This window comes from Neptuniibacter sp. UBA6509, from assembly GCA_002435145.1.
In the GTDB taxonomy this organism is placed as follows: domain Bacteria; phylum Pseudomonadota; class Gammaproteobacteria; order Pseudomonadales; family Balneatricaceae; genus Neptuniibacter.
Genome location: DJLT01000133.1, coordinates 1 through 20,520 on the forward strand (window position 1 = coordinate 1; position 20,520 = coordinate 20,520).

Annotated in this window: 12 protein-coding genes and 2 pseudogenes; 11 read left to right on the plus strand and 3 right to left on the minus strand. The window is 41.6% G+C overall.

The annotated features are described in order from the left end of the window. Nucleotides 1-98 precede the first annotated feature (98 nt). Nucleotides 99-1,241, plus strand: a pseudogene (locus B4K11_RS18435) (IS4 family transposase). Nucleotides 1,242-1,293: 52 nt separating this feature from the next. Here the strand turns inward: B4K11_RS18435 and B4K11_RS18440 are convergent. Next, entirely contained in the window at nucleotides 1,294-1,539 is a 246-nt protein-coding gene (locus B4K11_RS18440; RefSeq protein ID WP_292950074.1) for a TIGR02647 family protein, read from the minus strand. Between the two features lie 410 nt (nucleotides 1,540-1,949). Between B4K11_RS18440 and B4K11_RS18445 the strand changes: the two genes are divergently transcribed. Beyond that, nucleotides 1,950-4,466: an EAL domain-containing protein gene (locus tag B4K11_RS18445; protein WP_292950072.1), complete on the plus strand. Its 2,517-nt coding sequence runs from the start codon at nucleotides 1,950-1,952 to the stop codon at nucleotides 4,464-4,466. Between the two features lie 190 nt (nucleotides 4,467-4,656). Here the strand turns inward: B4K11_RS18445 and metG are convergent, their stop codons facing one another. Next, nucleotides 4,657-6,699, minus strand: coding sequence for a methionine--tRNA ligase (metG, locus tag B4K11_RS18450; protein ID WP_292950070.1), 2,043 nt, complete (start codon nucleotides 6,697-6,699; stop codon nucleotides 4,657-4,659). Between the two features lie 384 nt (nucleotides 6,700-7,083). On the opposite strand from metG, the gene B4K11_RS18455 reads away from it, so the two are divergent. The 5 genes from B4K11_RS18455 (at nucleotide 7,084) to apbC (ending at nucleotide 15,946) form a co-directional block, all read left to right on the plus strand. Beyond that, complete coding sequence (locus B4K11_RS18455; RefSeq protein ID WP_292950068.1) at nucleotides 7,084-8,322, plus strand: HDOD domain-containing protein; 1,239 nt, start codon at nucleotides 7,084-7,086, stop codon at nucleotides 8,320-8,322. Between the two features lie 143 nt (nucleotides 8,323-8,465). After that, nucleotides 8,466-9,725 (plus strand): HDOD domain-containing protein, encoded by a 1,260-nt coding sequence (locus tag B4K11_RS18460; protein ID WP_292950067.1) that lies wholly within the window; start codon nucleotides 8,466-8,468, stop codon nucleotides 9,723-9,725. A gap of 83 nt (nucleotides 9,726-9,808) precedes the next feature. After that, a complete protein-coding gene (gene trmA / locus B4K11_RS18465) occupies nucleotides 9,809-10,897 on the plus strand; it encodes a tRNA (uridine(54)-C5)-methyltransferase TrmA (RefSeq protein WP_292950065.1) in 1,089 nt (362 codons plus the stop codon). A gap of 224 nt (nucleotides 10,898-11,121) precedes the next feature. After that, complete coding sequence (locus B4K11_RS18470) at nucleotides 11,122-14,565, plus strand: acyl-[ACP]--phospholipid O-acyltransferase (protein WP_292950063.1); 3,444 nt, start codon at nucleotides 11,122-11,124, stop codon at nucleotides 14,563-14,565. A 286-nt stretch (nucleotides 14,566-14,851) separates the two neighbouring features. Continuing rightward, on the plus strand, nucleotides 14,852-15,946 hold the full coding sequence (gene apbC / locus B4K11_RS18475) for an iron-sulfur cluster carrier protein ApbC (protein ID WP_292950061.1): 1,095 nt from the start codon (nucleotides 14,852-14,854) through the stop codon (nucleotides 15,944-15,946). Between the two features lie 207 nt (nucleotides 15,947-16,153). Here apbC and B4K11_RS18480 read toward each other — a convergent pair whose 3' ends face one another. Next, on the minus strand, nucleotides 16,154-17,779 hold the full coding sequence (locus B4K11_RS18480) for a methyl-accepting chemotaxis protein (RefSeq protein ID WP_292950059.1): 1,626 nt from the start codon (nucleotides 17,777-17,779) through the stop codon (nucleotides 16,154-16,156). Nucleotides 17,780-18,284: 505 nt separating this feature from the next. Here B4K11_RS18480 and B4K11_RS18485 point away from each other — a divergent pair. The 4 genes and pseudogenes from B4K11_RS18485 to B4K11_RS18500 all read left to right on the plus strand — a co-directional run. After that, nucleotides 18,285-18,464 (plus strand): hypothetical protein, encoded by a 180-nt coding sequence (locus B4K11_RS18485; protein WP_292950057.1) that lies wholly within the window; start codon nucleotides 18,285-18,287, stop codon nucleotides 18,462-18,464. Between the two features lie 195 nt (nucleotides 18,465-18,659). Continuing rightward, nucleotides 18,660-19,226 (plus strand): dCTP deaminase, encoded by a 567-nt coding sequence (dcd, locus tag B4K11_RS18490; RefSeq protein ID WP_292950055.1) that lies wholly within the window; start codon nucleotides 18,660-18,662, stop codon nucleotides 19,224-19,226. 32 nt (nucleotides 19,227-19,258) lie between these two features. Then, on the plus strand, nucleotides 19,259-19,903 hold the full coding sequence (locus B4K11_RS18495; protein ID WP_292950053.1) for a hypothetical protein: 645 nt from the start codon (nucleotides 19,259-19,261) through the stop codon (nucleotides 19,901-19,903). A gap of 325 nt (nucleotides 19,904-20,228) precedes the next feature. Further along, nucleotides 20,229-20,520, plus strand: a pseudogene (locus tag B4K11_RS18500) (hypothetical protein); the annotation flags it as partial.

The window sequence follows — 20,520 nt, forward strand, 5'->3', positions numbered from 1 at the left end:
CACTGCTGTCCCATAGTTTGAGGCAGTAAATGAAAAAGCCTGAGATCCACTGGTAAACTGTTGTTACCACACACCAGTAAAACCAAAGGACTCAGGCTTTGTCACATCATAATACTGCTTTTCATCAGTTGCTTCAGCCTCTTTCGAGACATGAGTTTGAGGCTCAGGCAAAACTCCATCATCGTGGGCAAAAACTTCGTTCTGCCTCCCGTTGGGATCAGTTTATTGGGATGTCGATGTCACAGCTTTCAGGCCGTCAGAGCCTACGTGATATTGAGTCCAGCTTGCGAAGTCAGCAACATAAACTTTATCACTTAGGCGCCAAGCCGATTGCCCGAACAACACTCGCTCGTTTGAATGAACAGCAACCGGCTGAACTCTACGAAGCACTGTTTTATAAATTACTACAACGTTGCTCCTTACGTGATAACGCGCACAAATTCCGCTTTAAAAATCCGCTGTACTCTCTGGATGCCAGTGTAATTGATCTATCGCTTAAGTTATTTCCCTGGGCGAAGTGTCATCAGACCAAAGCAGCTATGAAACTGCATGTGGGGCTAAATAACAGCTCTCTGATTCCCGAGTTTGTTGCAATAGGAGATGGTGTAGAAAATGACATGGTTAAGGGACGTCAGTTTCGTTTTCCCCGAGGCAGCATTGTCGCTTTCGATAAAGGCTATATTGATTACGCTTGGTTCGGTTCCCTTACAGAACAGGGGGTTAGCTTTGTGACCCGGTTAAGACCTAATGCTGTGTATCAAGTCATTCAAAGTCAGGAGAGTGTGGGCGTAGACTATGATCAGAGTATTGAATTCACGAGTACTCATGCCCAAAAGCAGGGGGCGCCAACATTGCGTTTAGTTGGTTATACCTGTCCAGACACCCAACGTAAGTACCGTTTTATCACAAATAACTTCACGCTGTCGGCCAGAACCATTGCTGCCATTTACAAAGATCGATGGCATGTTGAATTGTTTTTTAAAGCGGTTAAGCAGAATCTGAAAATCAAAGCGTTTTTAGGCAGTTCTCGAAATGCCATGCTGACACAGATCTGGATCGCAATGATCAGTTATCTGTTATTGGCTTATGCTCGCGACTGCGTCAAGGAAGGCTAGACTGTTCAAAGAATCATGCGGGTACTTCAGGTGAGTTTATTCGAGAGGAAAGCCCTGCAGGAGCGGCTGAACCCACCGCCTCCGAATAGGCAAAAAAACGATCCTCAGATGAGGATCGTTTTATGATTAAAAATTATGGGACAGCACTGGCCTAAGGGCCCTTTTTACATGATAAAAATTAGAGTCGACTTTCAGTAATTAAAATTGTCAGCAGTGTTTGCGTGCTCTCGGCTGCTTCATGACCTAGGGGGGTTAGATAACCGCCGTCATTCTGTGAAATGAGTCCTTTATTGAATAATCTCTGAGTTGCTTCAATGAGTTCAGGTTTGGCGGAAGAGTGGACTTTTATGCCTTCCTGAGTGGTGTTGAGATTAAAGAGATTTAAGACGTTCAATTCCTGCATGATGTCATCGTTGTATGGCATATACACTCCTGAATTGTTTCTTGGAAATACCTTATGCTGTAATTTAATAGTTTTACAGTGAAACTCCTGCCAACAGCATAGACCTAATTTTCCCCAAATATAAGCCTTAAATATCTAAGGGCCTTCTTTTATAAATTTCCCAGCCCGTAATTTCAGAAGATCTCCTCTATTTGCACTAGCGAATGGCCATTATGGTTAGGCATTTAGGGTTTAGTAAATAAATGAAAAGTTAATGTTTTCAAAGGCTTTGAAGGTTTTTATTTGTTAATTAACTTGAAGGGGTCGTAACAGAAAGGTATTGTTATTTAATGCAGTATAAAAAATTGTAGTTTTGTTTATGTAGTTATTACCACAACTACTGTTGGATGGATGCGTATCTGTGGGTGGATTTATGATTGGGATGTCTAAGTATGGTGAGTTCACCGAAATTATTACTTGTTAATAGTGATGAAAAAATAAGGGAAGAGCTGTCTAGTTTTATCTCCTCTACTGCCAATTTTGAGGTTTTCGAAGCTAGCGATGGTCGCTCTGCTATAACGATTCTAAAAGAAGTGGACGTCGTATGTATTATCAGTGATTTATTTCTTACTGAGTTTGATGGCTTGCGTTTAGCCCGTCTAGTTCGCGCAGGCGGATTAAAGTGTCGCAATGCGACACCTTTTATAATGGTTCCGAGCCCCAGATGTGAACATATTGAGGATAGTATCGTCCGCAGCTTCGGTGTTGATCATTGGATTCCGCTTCAAGAGTATCAACAATTAGGACCTTTGCTCGAAAGTTTTAATTCCTCATTATCTCTTCAAAGAAACGCTAATGCCTCTGTTTTAGTGATCGCGAAAATTGAAAGTTCCACAGAAGTCATTAATGGATTGTTTGTCTATCCAGATGTTGATACTGCATATAGTCTAGAGTCTGGTTTAAAAGGGTGGGAATCTCAGCGACATGAGCTCATTGTTTTAGACCTTGCATTAGACGAATCTGTTGCCTGCTTATTTGAATTCGTTAAATCAGTCGTATCTACCGACCCTTTCCAGCCTATTCTTGCTTTGGTTGATAGTGCTACTGAAGAACTGATTACTGATCTGATGTTAGATGGTGTGAGTTACTGCTTGAAAAAGCCTTTTTCTGCAGAGCAGTTGATAAATGGTTGTCACAGCGCGTTTAATGACTCTTATACAAATTTAAAGCATCAAGAACGTTTGCTGATGGGGAAAGATAGAGAGAGCTATCAGCGTTCAGAACCTACATCAGGTAACGAAAGTTTAGCGGTGCTAAATAGTTTATTAACTTCTGTTATCGCATTAGATGATGAGGGAAGGATTGTATTTAACAACCGATCATTTTTGGCTTTAACTGGCTTAGCTCCAAATGAAATATATGGTCGCTTTTTATCTGATTTTGCTTGTGAGGTGGCGTCTGACTCTCAAGTTATTGTTAAGAATGCTATCAGTATTCTGCTTTCAAATAGAACGTCCAGTTATAGTGTGGAATTTAAGCTCGCTGAAAAGTTTAATCAGGGGTGCTGGATAGAGGCGCGTTTTAGTCGAATTTTCAGGGATGAATCATCTAGTGTAATCAGTGTTTCACTAGATGATATCTCGCAACGTAAACAAACCGAACAGCAGCTGAAGCAACTTGCTGTTTATGATTCCTTGACGGGGGCTTTTAACCGGACTTATTTTGAGAATGAATTGGCCCGAGTCGTAGCTATAGCGAATCAAGGGGCAACTCAGCATTGCCTTCTATATATAGATTTAGACCATTTTAAAGTGATCAATGACACAAAAGGTCATCCTCAGGGGGATGCCATCCTAAAAACTGTAGCTGAGTTACTTCAATCTAAGTTGCAAAAGTCAGATCGATTGTGTCGAATCGCAGGGGATGAGTTCGCAGTTCTGTTGATGAATACAGAGCTCCAAATTGGGGAATTAATTGCTAATACTCTCTGCAAGTTAATCGCTAATCACCCCTTTAAGGTGTTTGATACAGTTATCAAAATCACTTGTAGCATTGGTTTAAGCGTCATAGGTCTAGAGAAGATTAGTTCCCAAATACACTTGCAGCGTGCTGATGTAGCGCTTTATATCGCTAAGCGCCATGGCCGAAACTGCGTACACCTGTATTCCGAAACGGATAAAGAGGGGGATGATGTCAAACGCAGTATGGAGTGGTTGCATACAGTGAAGCATGCCATCGAGCAGGATAATCTCGTTTTACACTATCAGCCTATCTATGACGTTGAGGGTAATCAGATTGAGTATTATGAGGCTCTCGTGCGTTTGAACATCGATGGTCAGATTGTTTATCCGGGGGATTTTATTCCCGCTCTTGAACGGTTTGAAGACATGTCATTGCTGGATCATCATGTAATCAATATGGTGATCAAACATCTGTGTGAATATCCGCAACTTTGTAAAGCGGCGATTAACTTGTCTGCGCAAGCTTTTAGAAATGAGGATGTGGTGCCTTTTATCGAAGAGAAATTGTCTTTCTATAGTGTTAATCCTGCAAGGGTTATCTTTGAACTAACGGAAAGTGCTAGTTTGACTGACCTTGCAGCTACGCGTGAAATGGTGCAGAGGATTTCGGATATGGGATGTTCGTTTGCTATTGATGATTTTGGTACAGGGTTTAGCACATTCTCTTATTTGAAAAGTTTACCGGCACAGACGGTGAAAATTGACGGGTCATTTATTAAAGAGCTCACTCATAGCCCTGTTGATTTGGCGTTAGTGAAAGCGATTAGGGAGGTTGCGACGGCAGTAGGTAAGAAGACGGTAGCTGAATTTGTTGAAGATCAGGAAACGCTTAATGTTTTACGAGATATTAAAGTAGATTATGCACAAGGCTATCATTTAGGAAGGCCCCAATCTTTAGAGCAGCTTTTTAGTTCAGATGAAGTGGAGTTAGTACTCGCGCTTGATTAAAAATCATGTGTCTGAACTTCAATAATGTTGTTTGGCTTAGAGGATGTATTTAAGAGATATTAGATCTAAGGTGCTGAGGATCTTCAGTGCGGCTTGCTTTCAAAGCTAATTTTATAGACTAGATTGATGGACTGTTTTGGTTAAAATGTGGCCACATGTATTCATGAAACATGTGGCCACATGGATATAACTATTGGATCCGCATACCTGGCTGAGCGCCATCATCAGGACTTAGAATCCAGATATCTTCTCCTCCCGGTCCAGCGGCAAGTACCATGCCCTCTGAAACACCAAACTTCATTTTACGCGGTGCAAGGTTGGCAACCATGACGGTTAATTTGCCTTCCAGCTCTTCTGGCGAATAAGCTGACTTGATACCCGCAAATACATTACGCGTTTCTCCATCGAGGTCTAAAGTAAGCTGTAGAAGCTTATTAGCGCCTTTAACATGCTCTGCTTTTGCAATGCGTACTACACGCAGATCTACTTTTGCAAAATCAGGGAATTCGATAGTGTCTTCAATGGGTTCGTCAGATAGTGGGGACGCAGGTTTTGTCTGCGATTCTGCTTGAGCTGCGACCGCTTCTAACGCAATTTTTGTGTCATCAATAATAGCGGTGATTTTATCTTCATCTACACGCTGCATTAATGGCTTAAATTTATTAATCTTTTGGCTCAATAGTGGCTGTTTGATGTTGTCCCAATTCATATTGTCTAAATTTAGGAATGCTTGCACATCGTCAGTGACCTGCGGTAATACCGGGGCAAGGTATGAGACAATTACGCGGAATAGGTTGATACCCATTGAACAGCAATCTTGTACTTCCTGCTCTTTACCTTCCTGCTTAGCAAGTACCCAAGGTTCTGCTGCATCAATATATTGATTAGCTTTATCAGCAATCGCCATTATTTCACGCATCGCTTTACCGAATTCACGGTTTTCGTAAGCTTCGGCAATAGTATCACCAGCGGCAATTGCTTCTTCATACAGGGCAGGTACGGCGAGTTCAGCGGAAAGTTCACCGTCAAACTTCTTCTTGATAAAGCCGGCACAGCGCGAGGCAATATTCACAACCTTATTAACAAGATCCGCATTTACACGCATACGGAAATCTTCAAGGTTTAGATCGATATCATCGATGCCAGAACTTAGTTTTGCAGCAAAATAGTAGCGAAGGTACTCAGGTCTAAGGTGATTTAAGTACGTTTCGGCCATGATAAATGTGCCGCGCGACTTAGACATTTTTTGTCCATCAACCGTTAGGAACCCATGGCAGAAAACGCCATTGGGTTTGCGGTAACCTGCTCCTTCTAGCATTGCAGGCCAGAAAAGGGTATGGAAATAGGCGATATCTTTGCCAATGAAGTGATAAAGCTCGGTTTCTGAAGATTCTGACCAGTATTCATCAAAATCAACACTGTTCTTATCACACCAGTTTTTGAAGCTAGCCATGTAGCCAATAGGGGCATCTAGCCAAACGTAAAAGTATTTGCCAGGCGCATCAGGGATTTCAAAACCCCAATAAGGGGCATCTCGGGAGATATCCCAATTTTGTAAACCTGACTCAAACCATTCATTTAGCTTATGAATCATGTGTTCTTGTACATGGTTATCTACCCATGTGCGAAGGAAGGATTCAAAATTACCTAGCTTAAAGAAAAAATGTTCAGATTCTTTTTCAATCGGTTTTGCACCAGAAACAGCTGAATAAGCGTTCTTTAACTCAACTGGGCTGTAGGTTGCTCCGCATTTCTCGCAGGAATCACCATACTGATCTTTTTCACCACATTTAGGGCAATCGCCTTTGACGAAACGGTCGGGAAGGAACATCTCTTTTTCAGGGTCATAGGCTTGGGTGATGGTTTTTTTCGCAATATGACCGCCATCACGTAGTGCAGTGTAAATCTTAGACGCAAAATGCTTATTTTCTTCAGAATGTGTTGAGTAGTAGTTATCAAACCCAACCATAAAGCCTGAGAAATCACGTTGGTGCTCAGCGCTGACTTGATCAATAAGCTCCTGTGGAGTAATCCCTAACTGATCTGCTTTAAGCATGATCGGCGTACCATGGGCATCATCTGCGCACACGTAAGTGCATTGATTACCGCGAAGCTTTTGAAAGCGAACCCAGATATCAGTCTGAATATATTCAACCAAATGGCCTAGATGAATGGGGCCATTAGCATAAGGAAGGGCGCTGGTAACAAGAATCTTACGTTTGCTGTCAGTCATGATCTGCCTGAGAACCTGAAATCATTAAAATATGGAGTGCAGATTCTACGCTGTTTAATGCGCTATATGAACCATTAAGAGTCGGCTTTGTGTCGTTAAATTTAGGCTTATGCTGAAAAAAGGATATGTAGTGCCGCGAATGGGAATGTGGTTAAGAAAATTTCAGAGAAGTTCACGATGCGGGTAATTAGTCTAAGTGATCTTGATCGTTAACAGTTAGTGCATTTTTTGTTAAATGCGCCTCCTTTACAATCAAAGAAATATGGATTTGAAATTTTTTCATACAGTTGTTTGTTTTCTGGACAGAAGTTGAATAGCAAACTAAACCTATAATGGTAGAATGCAGACAATATCAAGGATTGATGAGAAAGTGGAAGGTAAAATATGGATGCACGAGTGGTATCTCCAGTGATGCAGCATCAGGCTGTATTTTGTCAGACGTGTCCTCAAAGTAATCGTTTAGGGCATGCTGTGGCGGGGCAATCAGACTGGAAAATTGTTTCAGTTGATCGTTATGATGAGCTGATTGCTGTTTTAGATCGTACTAATGCAGATGTTTTGGTGCTGCCGTTAGGGGATAATCCTGTCAAGGGGCTCGACATACTGGCAAAAGTTGTCGAGAAACATCCCGGAATAGTAAGAGTCGTTTTATCTGGTCACTTAACACCTTTACAGACAGCAAGGGCGTCTGAACTTGCTCATCATTCATTATCTTTTGACTGTGACGCAAGTGAATTAATTGATTATATATCTAATAGTATCCATGTTACGGACCTGATTAATAAACCCGCTGTTCGTGACTATATAACCTCCCTAAAAGCCCTTCCTGTATTGCCTGAAATACATGAGAAATTAAATAGATCACTCAATTCAGATAGCTCTAATACGCGAGAAATAGCTAAAGTTTTGGAGCAAGACCCGGTAATGACCGCTAAGATCATGCAGCTTGTGAACTCTGCATATTTTGGCTTAAGTCGGGATATCAATAGGGTGCATGAGGCAGTGACCATACTAGGGGTCAGGATGATCCGTGATTTAGTGCTCACATCTCATCTATTTGATTCTTATCCACAGACGGAAGATTGGAAAAGTTTTTCATTTAAACAAATTCACCAGCGCTCGATGGCTGTAGCACGCGCTGCTCAGCATATAGCTAGGGCCGCTAAAGCAGATAGACATGTGCAAGCGCAGGCATTTTTAGCAGGCTTATTACATGATTTTGGTATTTTAGTGCTTGCGAGCCATGATTCTTCGGAATATCACAGTGTGATTAGTAAGGCGAGTTTAATGGAGCAGCCTGTTTACGCTATTGAAAAGTTAGTATTAGGAGTAACGCATGCTGAGGCCGGCGCGTATCTTCTAGCTCTATGGAAGTTGCCCCCTAAAGTGGTTGAGGCTGTACTCTTCCATCATTTTCCAAAAGCAAGTCCATCCGATGGTTTTTCACCGCTGACCGCTGTTCATGTTGCCGATGCATTATTGCCTCCTGCTACGAGCGTTGTGGGTTGCGATATGTCGAGTCAATTAAGTATGACTTATATCCAGCAGATCGGAATGGAGAAAGAGCTTGATCGCTGGCAGCTCATTACTGCTGATTATCAAGCACAAGTTGGCTTTGTTTAAAAAAATAAACTGTTTTTCTTTTTCGCTGCTATAGTGAGATATACAGGCATTTTTTATTGCAGTAACTATTAAGATCAAAAAATAAGATAAAAAACGCCTTTTTGTTGTTTCACTAATGTGTAAATTTTTGAAAAGTTGCAGCTATGTTAACGACGCACACAGAGTCCGATGAGGCTCTGTTCTTAGGTCCAAACAAAGCAGGAGCTGACACTTATTTAAGTGAATTAAAAGGAGTTTTTGATTGGTCAGTCACAGAAGTGACGGATTGGAGTGAGCTATTAAGCATAGTTCACAAGAAATCTTTTACGGTTATTCTTTTTCAACTAGGTCAATTACCATCTGATGCTGAATTAGAGCAGGTTAAGGCTCTTATCGATGTTCAGCCCAGTGCTATGAGAATTGGCATTCATCCGTCTATCAGCCTTGCCACTCGTGCTATCTTTTCTGAGTGCTGCCATCGTTTATATCCCTTTGATAGTTCTCCTGATCTGATCTCTAGAGGAATACAAGAAAGTACACGTGCCTTAAGGATTTTGGGGCAAGAGAAGGTGCGTGACTTAGTGGGTAGTGTTAAAATATTGCCTTCAATACCTGATATCTATGTTGAGCTTAATCAGGCCTTATCATCACCTAGATGCAATGCCAGAATGATCGCGACTATCATAGAGAAAGATATGGCAATGGCCGCAAAACTGTTGCAGTTGGTTAATTCTGCTTGTTTCGTGTTGGAACGAAATATCAATAACTTGCAAGAGGCGGTTTCACTTCTTGGGGTTCGTGAGGTGAGAGATTTAGTTTTAACTAGTAAGGTATTTGAAAACTACCCTCAAGATAGTTGCTGGAGTAGCTTTGCGTTCGAGCATATCCGTGATCGGTCAGTACTTGTTGCCGGGCTTGCACGAGAGATATGTCGTACTGTTAAAGCCTCACCAGAAGTCACGGATCAAGCTTTTCTCGCTGCATTATTGCAAGATTTTGGCATGCTTATTTTTGCCACTCATGATCCTATGGGATATCAAAAAGTGATGCAGGAAGCGAGTGATTTGAATCAACCCTTATATGCGGTTGAGAAGATGCGGATGGGTGTTAGCCATACGGAAGCAGGCGCGTATTTATTATCTTTGTGGAATATCTCACCTGCAGTCATTGAAACAGTTCTTTTTCATCATTTTCCTGCGTCGAGCAAATCAGATGATTTTACAGCCTTAACTGCTGTTCATGTTGCCGACGCTATTCTGCCTAATGTGACCAATGTTTTGGGTTGCCAGATATCAAGTCAGCTGAGTTATCATTATTTAGAACGCTTAGGTTTGCAGGATAAGGTTAATAGATGGCAAGAGTTGGCCCGACGTTATAAAACTTCCCATCCAGGTTGCGGTGGAACGAAGAGTAGTTTTGCCTGAGTCATCATCCTGTTAAAATACGAGCTTTCTAAGCGTTCCTATTACTTCAACGCTCCTGTTTTATATCCATTCTAGAGGCATTAATGTCAATCTCAGTTGTTGCACCTGAACAGTACGAAGCTCAACTAGCGGCTAAAAAATTAGGCATCAGTGAGCAGTTTTCTTGCTTTAATTTACCTGAAATTGAAATATTTGAATCACCGCGCAGCCACTACCGCATGCGTTGTGAGTTTCGAGTATGGCACGACGATGATGATCTCTACTATATTATGTTCGAGAAAGGGAATAATCAGGTACGTATTCGTATTGATAACTTTCCTGTGGTCTCAGAACGTATTCATGATGTGATGTTTAAGTTGTTGGAAGAGATACGTCCTAATGAGATATTAAGACGTAAGCTTTTTCAAATTGACTTCTTAAGTACGTTAAGCGGTGAATTATTAGTTACTTTGCTTTACCACCGTCCAATTGAAGACGATTGGGTTGAAGAGGCTAAAAAGCTAAAAGAGAAGTTTAACATTCAGCTTATTGGTCGCTCGCGGAAAACCAAAATTTTATTAGACCAAGATTTTGTAATTGAAAAGCTCGATATTAATGGTCGCGAGTATATCTACAAACAGGTTGAGAATAGTTTCAGTCAGCCGAATGGCGAAGTTTGTCGCCATATGATTCATTGGGCGCTTGATGCTACTCAAGATGCTGGTGGAGATATGGTTGAGTTGTATTGTGGTAATGGGAATTTTACGCTGCCCATGGCGCAAAATTTCAGGCGTGTGGTTGCTACTGAAATTTCTAAGACTTCTGTTAGAGCCGCGAAGTTTAATATTGAAGCTAATGGTGTCGATAATGTCGATGTTGTTAGAATCAGTTCAGAAGAGTTTTCTCAAGTCTTAAGTGGTGCAGTGGAAAAGCGTCGAACCAAAGACTTGGGGTTAAATGAATGCGATTTTACAACGGTATTAGTGGATCCTCCTCGTTCAGGACTTGATGATGATACGGTCAAACAGGTGCAGTCTTACGATAATATTTTATATATTTCCTGCAACCCTGATACGTTAAAAGACAATCTCGAAGTTCTTACGCAAACACATGAGCTTAAGCGCTTCGCAATTTTCGACCAATTTCCATATACAGAGCATCTAGAATGTGGTGTTTATTTGACTCGAAAATAATGCCTTTCTTCATGGTGGAGTATTTGGTGGGGCGTTAAGTTGTACTAAATAATACTTTTCATAAAAAAAGCCGGTTTTTAACCGGCTTTTTTTATAGTGACTATTCAGTGGCGTCGAAGAAATGACTCTTTATTTCCGAAAGCTTTAATTAATGGGGCTAAGCTATCGCTTGATTCAGATGCGGCAATCACTTTAGCATGGCCTTGTGTTCTTAGGAGTAGTTTATGAAAGATCTATTGAAGTTAAAGGGATTTATTGCCTTTATCGGTGTGGCGTTTATTAATGCGTTTGTCGATCTTGGGCATAAAATAGTTATTCAAAATACTCTTTTTAAAGCCTATGACGGTGACACACAGATTCTTCTGACTGCTATTGTGAATGGTTTAATTCTGTTGCCGTTTATTCTGCTTTTTACCCCTTCAGGTTTCCTCGCTGATAAGTATCCCAAAAATAGGGTAATGAAGTACGCTGCTTGGGGTGGCGTGTTTATCACGCTGTTAATAACCGCTTGCTATTATTTGGGGCTCTTTGTTCCCGCTTTTGCTTTGACGTTTATCTTGGCGCTGCAAAGTGCTTTCTACTCCCCTGCAAAATATGGCTATATCAAAGAGCTTGTTGGAGCAAATAACTTAAGTGAGGGGAACGCTTGGGTACAGGCTGTCACAATGGTGGCCATTTTAGCTGGAATTGTTGTTTTCTCTTTTCTATTTGAATTCCGGTTAGAGGGTGCTGCTGCGATGTCTCCGCAGGAGAGTCTACAGCGATGCGCTCCATTGGGTTGGTTACTTGTTACTGGTGCACTAATTGAACTGTATTTGGCGTATCAACTGCCGCAGTTAAAGGAAGTGGATAAGAATGCATGCTTTGATAAGAACGCTTATTTAAGCGGTCGTTCGCTGAAAAATAATCTCGGGTTACTTAAAAGTAAGCGGCCTGTATGGCTTGCCATTGTTGGGCTATCTATTTTTTGGTCGATTAGCCAAGTAATGTTGGCGGTCTTTCCAGCGTTCGCTGAGGAACATCTCAATCAGCATAATACTTTTATAATTCAGGGTGTTATGGCTTTTGCAGGCATCGGCATTATGATTGGCTCGATGTTGGCAGGTCGTTTGTCTAGGCATTATATTAATGTCGGTTTGATCCCAGTGGGGGCGGTGGGTGTGGCCGCAGGCCTTATCATGCTTCCGCAGTTGGAAAGCATGTGGGTACAAGCTTTTGTCTTCATGCTGATAGGATTATTTGGTGCACTGCTTTGTGTCCCCTTGAACGCCCTAGTGCAGTTTCATGCGGATGAGTCTGAAACTGGAAAGGTGCTGGCGGGCAGTAATTTTATTCAAAACATATTTATGCTTGGCTTTTTAGGACTAACGGTACTGTTTGCATGGAATAGTGTAGATGGTCTGTGGTTGCTGGTTTTATTGGCTGTCCTAGCTTGCATGGGGGCTGTGTTTTCCATCATTACTCTCCCTCAAGCTTTTATCAAATTGCTTGTGATGGTGTTGTTCCGCCGTAAATATAATCTTCAAGTTTTAGGGTTTGAAAATTTGCCTGAGGATGGCAAAGGTACGCTTCTTTTAGGTAATCATATCAGTTGGTTGGATTGGGCAATGATTCAGATGGCGTGCCCTAGACCTATTCATTTTGTCATGGAACGGAGTATCTATGAGCGTTGGTACCTGCGCTGGTTCTTAGACATTTTTAAAGTAATCCCTATTTCTAAAGGGAAAAGCCGTCAGGCGCTTGAACAAGTACGTGATTTGATCAGCGCGGGTCAGGTTGTTTGCCTGTTTCCTGAAGGGGCGATCAGTCATATGGGGCAGCTAGGTGAATTTAGACGAGGCTTTGAAAAAGCCTGTGAAGGTGCTGAGGGTGTGATTGTTCCCTTCTATATGCGTGGACTATGGGGAAGTCGTTTTTCGAGATCTACGGATAAAATGAAGAGTATTAGACGCACCGGTTCTAAAAGAGATGTCATCGTTGCTTATGGACGTCCATTACCGATCAACAGTAATGCGGCAGAAGTGAAGCAAAAGGTCTTTGAGTTATCAATCAAAGCGTGGGATGAATATACGCAGTCATTGGAAACACTGCCTAAGGCATTTATAAGAACAATGAAAAATGCTGATAGTGGTTATGCTATTGCGGATGTGGATGGTGGTCCACTAAGCCATAAAAAGTTTTTAACGGCTACGGCATTGTTCACCAAACGGATAGCTTGTACAGAAGGGGATAATATAGGCTTACTAATGCCTACTTCGAGTGCGGGTGCGATTGCGAATATGGCCTCTTTAATGGCGGGGAAAACCGTTGTAAATATGAATTTTACCGCGCCTATTCCATCATTGTTATCAGCTTTAAAGCAATCCGATGTAAAGACAATAGTGACAGCGCGCCGTTTCGTTAAAAAGCTAAAAGCAAAGGGCATCGATACAACCGAGCTGTTTGCTGGCCGCGAAGTTCTTTATATGGAAGATGTAAAAGAAGGCATAAGCAAAGTTGAGGCGATTTATACAATGATGCTTGTTGCATTGCTTCCGACTTCAGTGTTGCAGCTATGGTTATGTAAAAAAGGAGATGTAGATAATACCGCCGCGATTTTATTTTCGTCGGGCAGTGAGGGAGAGCCTAAAGGGGTGATGTTAAGTCACCGAAATATTATGGCTAATTTACGCCAGACTGCGGATGTACTTAATGTCAGAGATGATGATTGCATTATGGCTACATTGCCGCTGTTTCATGCATTTGGTCTGACGGTTACTTGCTTTATGCCTTTAATTGAAGGTATGCCAGTGGTATGTCATCCGGACCCAACGGATGCGCCTAAAATTGGTAAAGGCGTTGCTAGATATAAAGCTACTTTGATGTGCGCAACATCCACTTTTTTAAGGCTATATACACGTAATAAACGTGTACACCCACTAATGTTTGAGTCATTAAGGGCGGTTGTTGCCGGCGCTGAAAAATTGGATAACAGTGTTAGAGAAGCTTTCGAGCAAAAATATCATGTAGCTGTAGTTGAAGGTTATGGTTCTACTGAAACTACGCCGGTGGCGAGTACTAACTTGCCTGATTCTTTAGATACTGATTGGTGGACTGTTCAGGTAGGTAATAAACCAGGTACGGTGGGTATGGCTTTACCGGGCTCGACTTTTAGAATAGTTGATCCTGATACACTGGAAGAATTGCCAATAGGCGAAGATGGGTTAATTCTTATCGGTGGTACTCAGATTATGCAAGGCTACCTTAACAACCCAGAAAAAACGGCACAAGTGGTAGTCGAGATTGATGGCATTCGTTGGTATAAGAGTGGAGATAAAGGCCACTTAGATGAAGATGGTTTTTTGACTATTGTGGATCGCTATAGCCGTTTTGCTAAGTTGGGAGGAGAGATGGTGAGTTTGACCGCGATTGAAGGTGAGGTGCGTAAAATACTTCAGCTTCCGGATCTGCCTCTAGTTGCTGTTAACCTACCAGACCCTAAAAAAGGCGAGAAAGTTATTTTGCTGGTTGAAGGAAATAGTGCTGAGGGTATGCGAGAGCTATTAATTAAAGGGGGGATGCCAGCCCTAATGATCCCTTCCGCAATCCATGAAATTGAGACACTCCCTATTTTAGGAAGCGGTAAAACTAACTTTAGTGAATCGCGTAAAATGGCAGAATTATTCTGATCTAAGAAAAGCTACATAGAAAAAGCACATGAGGAGCTAAAGGAATAGTTGCTCATGCGTCTATAGTTGTCCATGAGCAGTTTTATCGTTGGGTAGAAAGCGTATACTTTTGGTAACTGTACTTTTTAGTGTCATGTTAAGGCATGAAGGTTAAGTGGTTGTTCTAGTTGATGCTGTTTTTTATAGACGGGATTAGACAGAAATTGCATAATCCCTACTAAAATGCTTGGTTATTCCCATGTGTGCTTAATTTTTATTCTCTATAGATTATAAGGTGGTGAGAAACGTGCCAATTACCGAAGCAAGCGTTGCGGATCTATTATCTCAAATTCAAGATCCTTTTATGGAGTGTGATTTTGTTTCTGCTCATAACCTAAAAGAGGTTTCAGTTAATTCAGGCAGTGTGAAAGTTACGCTTGAGTTAGTGTATCCAAGTGCGGGTGTAGCCGAAGAGTTTACGCAATTAATTAAAGATAAAGTTCTGTCTTTAGAGGCTGTAGAGCAATGTGATGTTGTTTTGACGCATCATATATCCAGTAATCAAGGGCAAAACCAGCTAGCAGCTATGTCGGGTGTTAAAAATGTTATCGCGGTTGCTTCCGGCAAAGGGGGCGTGGGTAAATCAACAACGACCGTGAATTTGGCTTTAGCGATGGCGGCTGAAGGGGCTAAGGTTGGTATTCTTGATGCTGATATTTATGGCCCTAGTCAGGGAATGATGCTGGGTGTTGATGAAGGTGTTCGTCCTCAGCCTTATGATGAAAAGCATTTTAGCCCTATTCAGGCACATGGTTTACAAACAATGTCGATGAGCTACCTGGTCGAAGATAATACTGCGATGGTTTGGCGTGGACCGATGGCTGCGGGAGCATTGCAGCAGTTGTTAACGCAAACCCGTTGGCATGATTTAGATTATCTTTTCATTGATATGCCACCTGGAACGGGTGATATACAGTTGACCTTATCCCAGAAAGTACCTGTTGCAGGTGCTGTTATTGTGACCACTCCTCAGGATATTGCGTTGCTCGATGCGAAGAAAGGGATTGAGATGTTCCGCAAAGTGGATATTCCTGTACTCGGTGTTGTGGAGAATATGAGCACGCATATTTGCAGTAATTGTGGCCATACTGAAGCTATTTTTGGTGATGGTGGCGGTAAGGAAATTGCTGGATTATATGATACTGAACTTCTAGGCGAGTTACCTTTGGCTTTATCTATTAGACAGCAAGTTGATTCGGGTACCCCAAGTGTTGCTGCAGAGCCTGATGGGGAGTATGCATCTATTTATAGAGCGGTTTCTCGTAAATTAGCCATTAAACTGGCTGAACGAAACGCTGCATCGGATGGCGTGATGCCATCAATCGTTATAGAAGATGATTAGTGATAACGATTAGCTAAAATCTGCTAATTATTCAGCAGGCAACGAATAAGCCGCATAAGAGATTATGCGGTTTTTTATCTAAGGAGAATGTGGATAAAACTGGGATTATGGGCAGGGGATAAAGATCCAGTGGATAGATGAGTTTTTGTGTAGCTGAAGAGTAAAGAAAGAGGCTTATACGTATAAGCCCCTGCAGTCTTTATTTCTCTATGCTTGGAAATGTTTTACTTGGTGCTGTAGCTCCCGAGCAAGTGAAGCGAGTTGTTCACTGTTATGAGCTGTTTGTGATGCGCCGCCTTGAGTTTGTTCGGCAATAGTAGAAATGTTATTCAGGTTTCCGCTCATTTCATCAGCAACTTGGCTCTGTTGTTGAACTACAGACGCTACGACAGTATTCATCTCCATGATCTGTTGTACATTTAATACAATATTGGAAAGGTGGTTGCCTGCAGTGGCAGCTTGTTCTACACAGTTTTGTGCTTCTGTATGGCTGGATTGCATCATATTTACAGCACCCTGACAGGCGCTTTTCAGTCTGTCATTGAGCGATTGAATCTCATCTGTAGATTCTTGGGTGCGCTTGGCTAGTACACGAACTTCATCAGCAACCACGGCAAACCCACGTCCTTGTTCTCCAGCTCGTGCTGCTTCAATGGCTGCATTGAGAGCTAGTAAGTTTGTCTGATCTGAAATATCCCGAATGACAGACAGAATGGTTTCCACTTGTAGAGTGTCCTGTTCAAGTTGAGTGATTACTTCTGCTTGAGCTTGAACTTGATCAGCAAGGCTATGAATGGCCGTAATTGTTGTTTGTACAATTTCATCGCCGGTTCGTGCAGCATCTTCTGCTTGAACTGTAATTTCTGCCGTTTTTTGAGCGTTTTGGGCGACGTCTAAAGCGGTTGCTGACATCTCTTGCATAGCTGCCGCGAGCATCTGCGTTTCAGTATGTTGCTGTTGAACACCAACAGACGTTTGTTCTGTCGTACTCGCCATCTGTTCTGCGGAGGTTAAAATATGGTGGCTAGAGTGGCTGAGCTTTTGGATAAGTTGTTGCTGCGTTTCCAATGTTTGGTTGATGACCTGACTGACGTCACCTAGTTCATCTCTATTCTCAATGTTCAAACGCTGAGAAAGCTTCCCTTCAGCAACGACTTTCATCACTTCGCTCATATGTCTTAATGGGCTAATAATTGAACGAGCGATAGCCGTTGCAAACCAAATGACTAAAGGGATCACGATAGCTAAGAAAATTACGGTTTCCAATAAACGCGCATAGAATTTTTCATTGATATCATCGATGTAGATGCCAGTACCTACAACCCAGCCCCAGTTTTCAGATAGTTTAAAAAATGACAGTTTTTCCGAAGGAGTAGAGGCGCCTGGTTTTGGCCAATAATAGTTTTCAAAGCCTTCTTGACTGACTTTTGCCGTATTCGCAATGTTTACAAAGAGTGCATTGCCCTCACTATCACGAAAGCTGGACATATCCTTACCATTAAGTTCAGGCTTGATCGGATGCATGATCATTCTTGGGTGGAGATCATTGATCCAAACGTAATTGTCTCCGGCATAGCGCATAGAGTGAATAGCTGCTAAAGCTCTTTTCTGTGCCTCGCTTTGGTTTAGTTCACCAGAAAGTTGCAGAGAATGATAATGTTCAACAACGCTATGAGCCATTGCGACGGCGTTATTGGATTGAAGTTTTCTCTCTTTTAAAAGGTCCGATCGGAACTCCCATAAATCGTAGGCCTTCATACCTAGGCCTACAGCCAGTAACAATATTATCAGCGTAGTGAGTTTACTTTTTACTGACATGTTTTGAACGAACATCTAGGACTCCTTTACTCTAGTTTAGTTACTGCCTTATCAAACTATCAAACGTTTGTTTAAGTAATGTGTTTGATATTAGATACTGCCCTAGTTTATGAGCGCAGGAATAGAGGTCAAAAGTACTAAGGTTAAGGGTACTTTAAGGGTGTTTTGTGACTTTTGGGTGACAAAAGTCAATGAAAAATAGAAATTGACCATGTTTTGTGCGTTGGAATCAATCATAAGTTTATTGAGGTTATTTGGTTGGTTTAGCTGTGTCGCTTTGAATGGGAATTGCATATAAACGAAGCTTTCAAGAGTGGCAAATGGATTTTTTGGTGCTTCATCGTTAGTCAGAACGTGTTTATTTGAGAATCTTTATTTTTGAGCACTTAATTAAAATCAAGCTGGTTGAATATTGATCAGCGTCAATGGATTGTGGTTTAAGCTTTTTAATCCGGAATATTAGTCTAGGCTGCTTAGTTCATAATGATTTTAATAAATAATAATAAAGAGGAATGGTGATATGGATTATCGTGCGACAGCCAATATAAAAATGATAAAAGCTAAGCCTTTGACCCCAAGCCGAAAAGATATGGCTGAAGAGCTACGTCGACAGGCAGATGCGCTAAGAGATGAGGGTAAAAGTGCAGCTGAATTCTGGCTTGCTGAGCAGTATGAGAAAACGGCTAACCTACTTAACTAGTAGTCTATTGATTTAAACCTTATCTAGTTTATGACGCAGCGGCTGTTTAGGCCGCTTTTTACTTCTCCTGATAAAGCTCTTTGTTTGGAAAACGTATCGCTTTGACGTTTTTTCTTGAGTTGTGCACTTTGTTCATCAACATGAATAAAGGTACAATGCTCGGCTTGAAAATTATCTATTACTGGAAAAGCCAAAATGGGCATTAAAGCTGATCGTTGGATTCGCCGTATGGCGGAAGAGCAAGACATGATTTCACCTTTCGAACCTGGACAGGTTAGGGAAGTGAACGGATCACGTATTGTTTCTTATGGCACCTCTAGCTATGGATATGATGTTCGCTGTGCGAATGAATTTAAGATCTTTACCAATATCAACTCTTCTGTTGTCGACCCTAAAGATTTTGATGAGGGAAGTTTTGTTGATGTCCAGTCTGATGTTTGTATCATCCCCCCTAACTCCTTTGCGTTAGCGCGTACGGTAGAGTATTTCAAAATCCCTCGTGATGTACTGACTATCTGTTTGGGTAAAAGTACTTATGCGCGGTGTGGAATTATTGTCAATGTCACGCCGCTTGAGCCTGAATGGGAAGGTCATGTGACCTTAGAATTTTCCAATACGACGCCTTTACCAGCAAAAATTTATGCAAATGAAGGTGTTGCGCAAATGTTATTTCTTCAGGGGGATGAAGTTTGCGAGACCTCTTACAAAGATCGTGATGGAAAGTATCAAGGTCAGACAGGTGTAGTTGTTCCTCGAACTTAGAAATATCCTTAGACATGACTGTATTGATATAAATGATTTTAAAACGCGAAAAAATTAGTTCTTTTTGGGATCAGCTTCAAGAAACAATTGAACAATTACTCTCTAGTCGAAGTGATGATCGATTTGAAGCGGAACCACTGCTCAAACAATATCGTGAACAACTGCATAAAATTGATAGCAATTTAACCTTTCATTTTCAAAGTGATGAAGATGAGAGCGGGGCGTTGGAGATGGTATTTGGTTGTGATGGCTTTCCTGAATCAATACATTCTGTTTTGAGCTTGATTGGGGCCGCACCCGAGTTATCAGGTATTGAATTTAAGGCGTTTAATAATCGTTACGATCCAATTCCTTTATCCGTCAATATTGGTGAAGAGTTTTGCAATATTACGGATTTTTGGTGTCGTGTAAGCGTAGTAAAGCAGCGTATGCACCTGGAAATTTATCTTGAGGATGCACCGCAGGTTCTAGATATGGATCCTCGTGTCGAAGCGGTAATGATCTATTTAGATGCGCTCATCGGAGAGTATGAACTGATGACACGTGTTTGGGCTTTAGATTGGTTTGAATTGCCTAAATCGCCCGAAGATTATGGCTTAACAAAGTTAATTGACCTACGTGATTGCTTTGATGAGATTAAGAAAGGGGTCTCACCTATAGGCATTACCCTACACTAGGGTATTACATTTCACTAGAGGCATAATACTACACTAGCGATCCTTAAATAGATCGTTTTCAGGCGCAGACCCGTTCTCAACTTACTGGGAAGTAAATTGATGAGTAGTTGCTTTTGAACTGGCCGAGTTTTTAATTATCTGAAAGTATATAAACACTCCCCTCTTCATCATTTAGATCTTGTTCGTCTTCAATAAGATATACAGTGTTCATTTTTTGCCCCTTCCTTGCTTTTTTTGTTGCTTCCTAAGTAACAATCGACCATTGTTTTATTAACCTTAGCAATTAAATTATTTTTTGCACTGTTCTACGGGAAAAATGACAGTTATGAGTGGACTGCTGACGACATTATTAGAAGATATACGGGTCGAGTATGTAGCGCGTATGCAATCAAATGGTTGTATTGAGCCGTATTTAACAGCAGAGCGCCTTTGTCATGAAAAGCTTTTCTTGGAAACGGATCTTCTAGCTGAAGTTATTGAGCAAGATCCCACTTTATTGGCTGCGCGTGCCGGAGACTTGATTCTGAATCGCCAGGAGAGTGAAAACCCCTCAGTTGCGGTGATAGTCTGTAGTAATATCGTGGCCGCTGCATTAGAAGGGCTTTTATCCGTAGCTG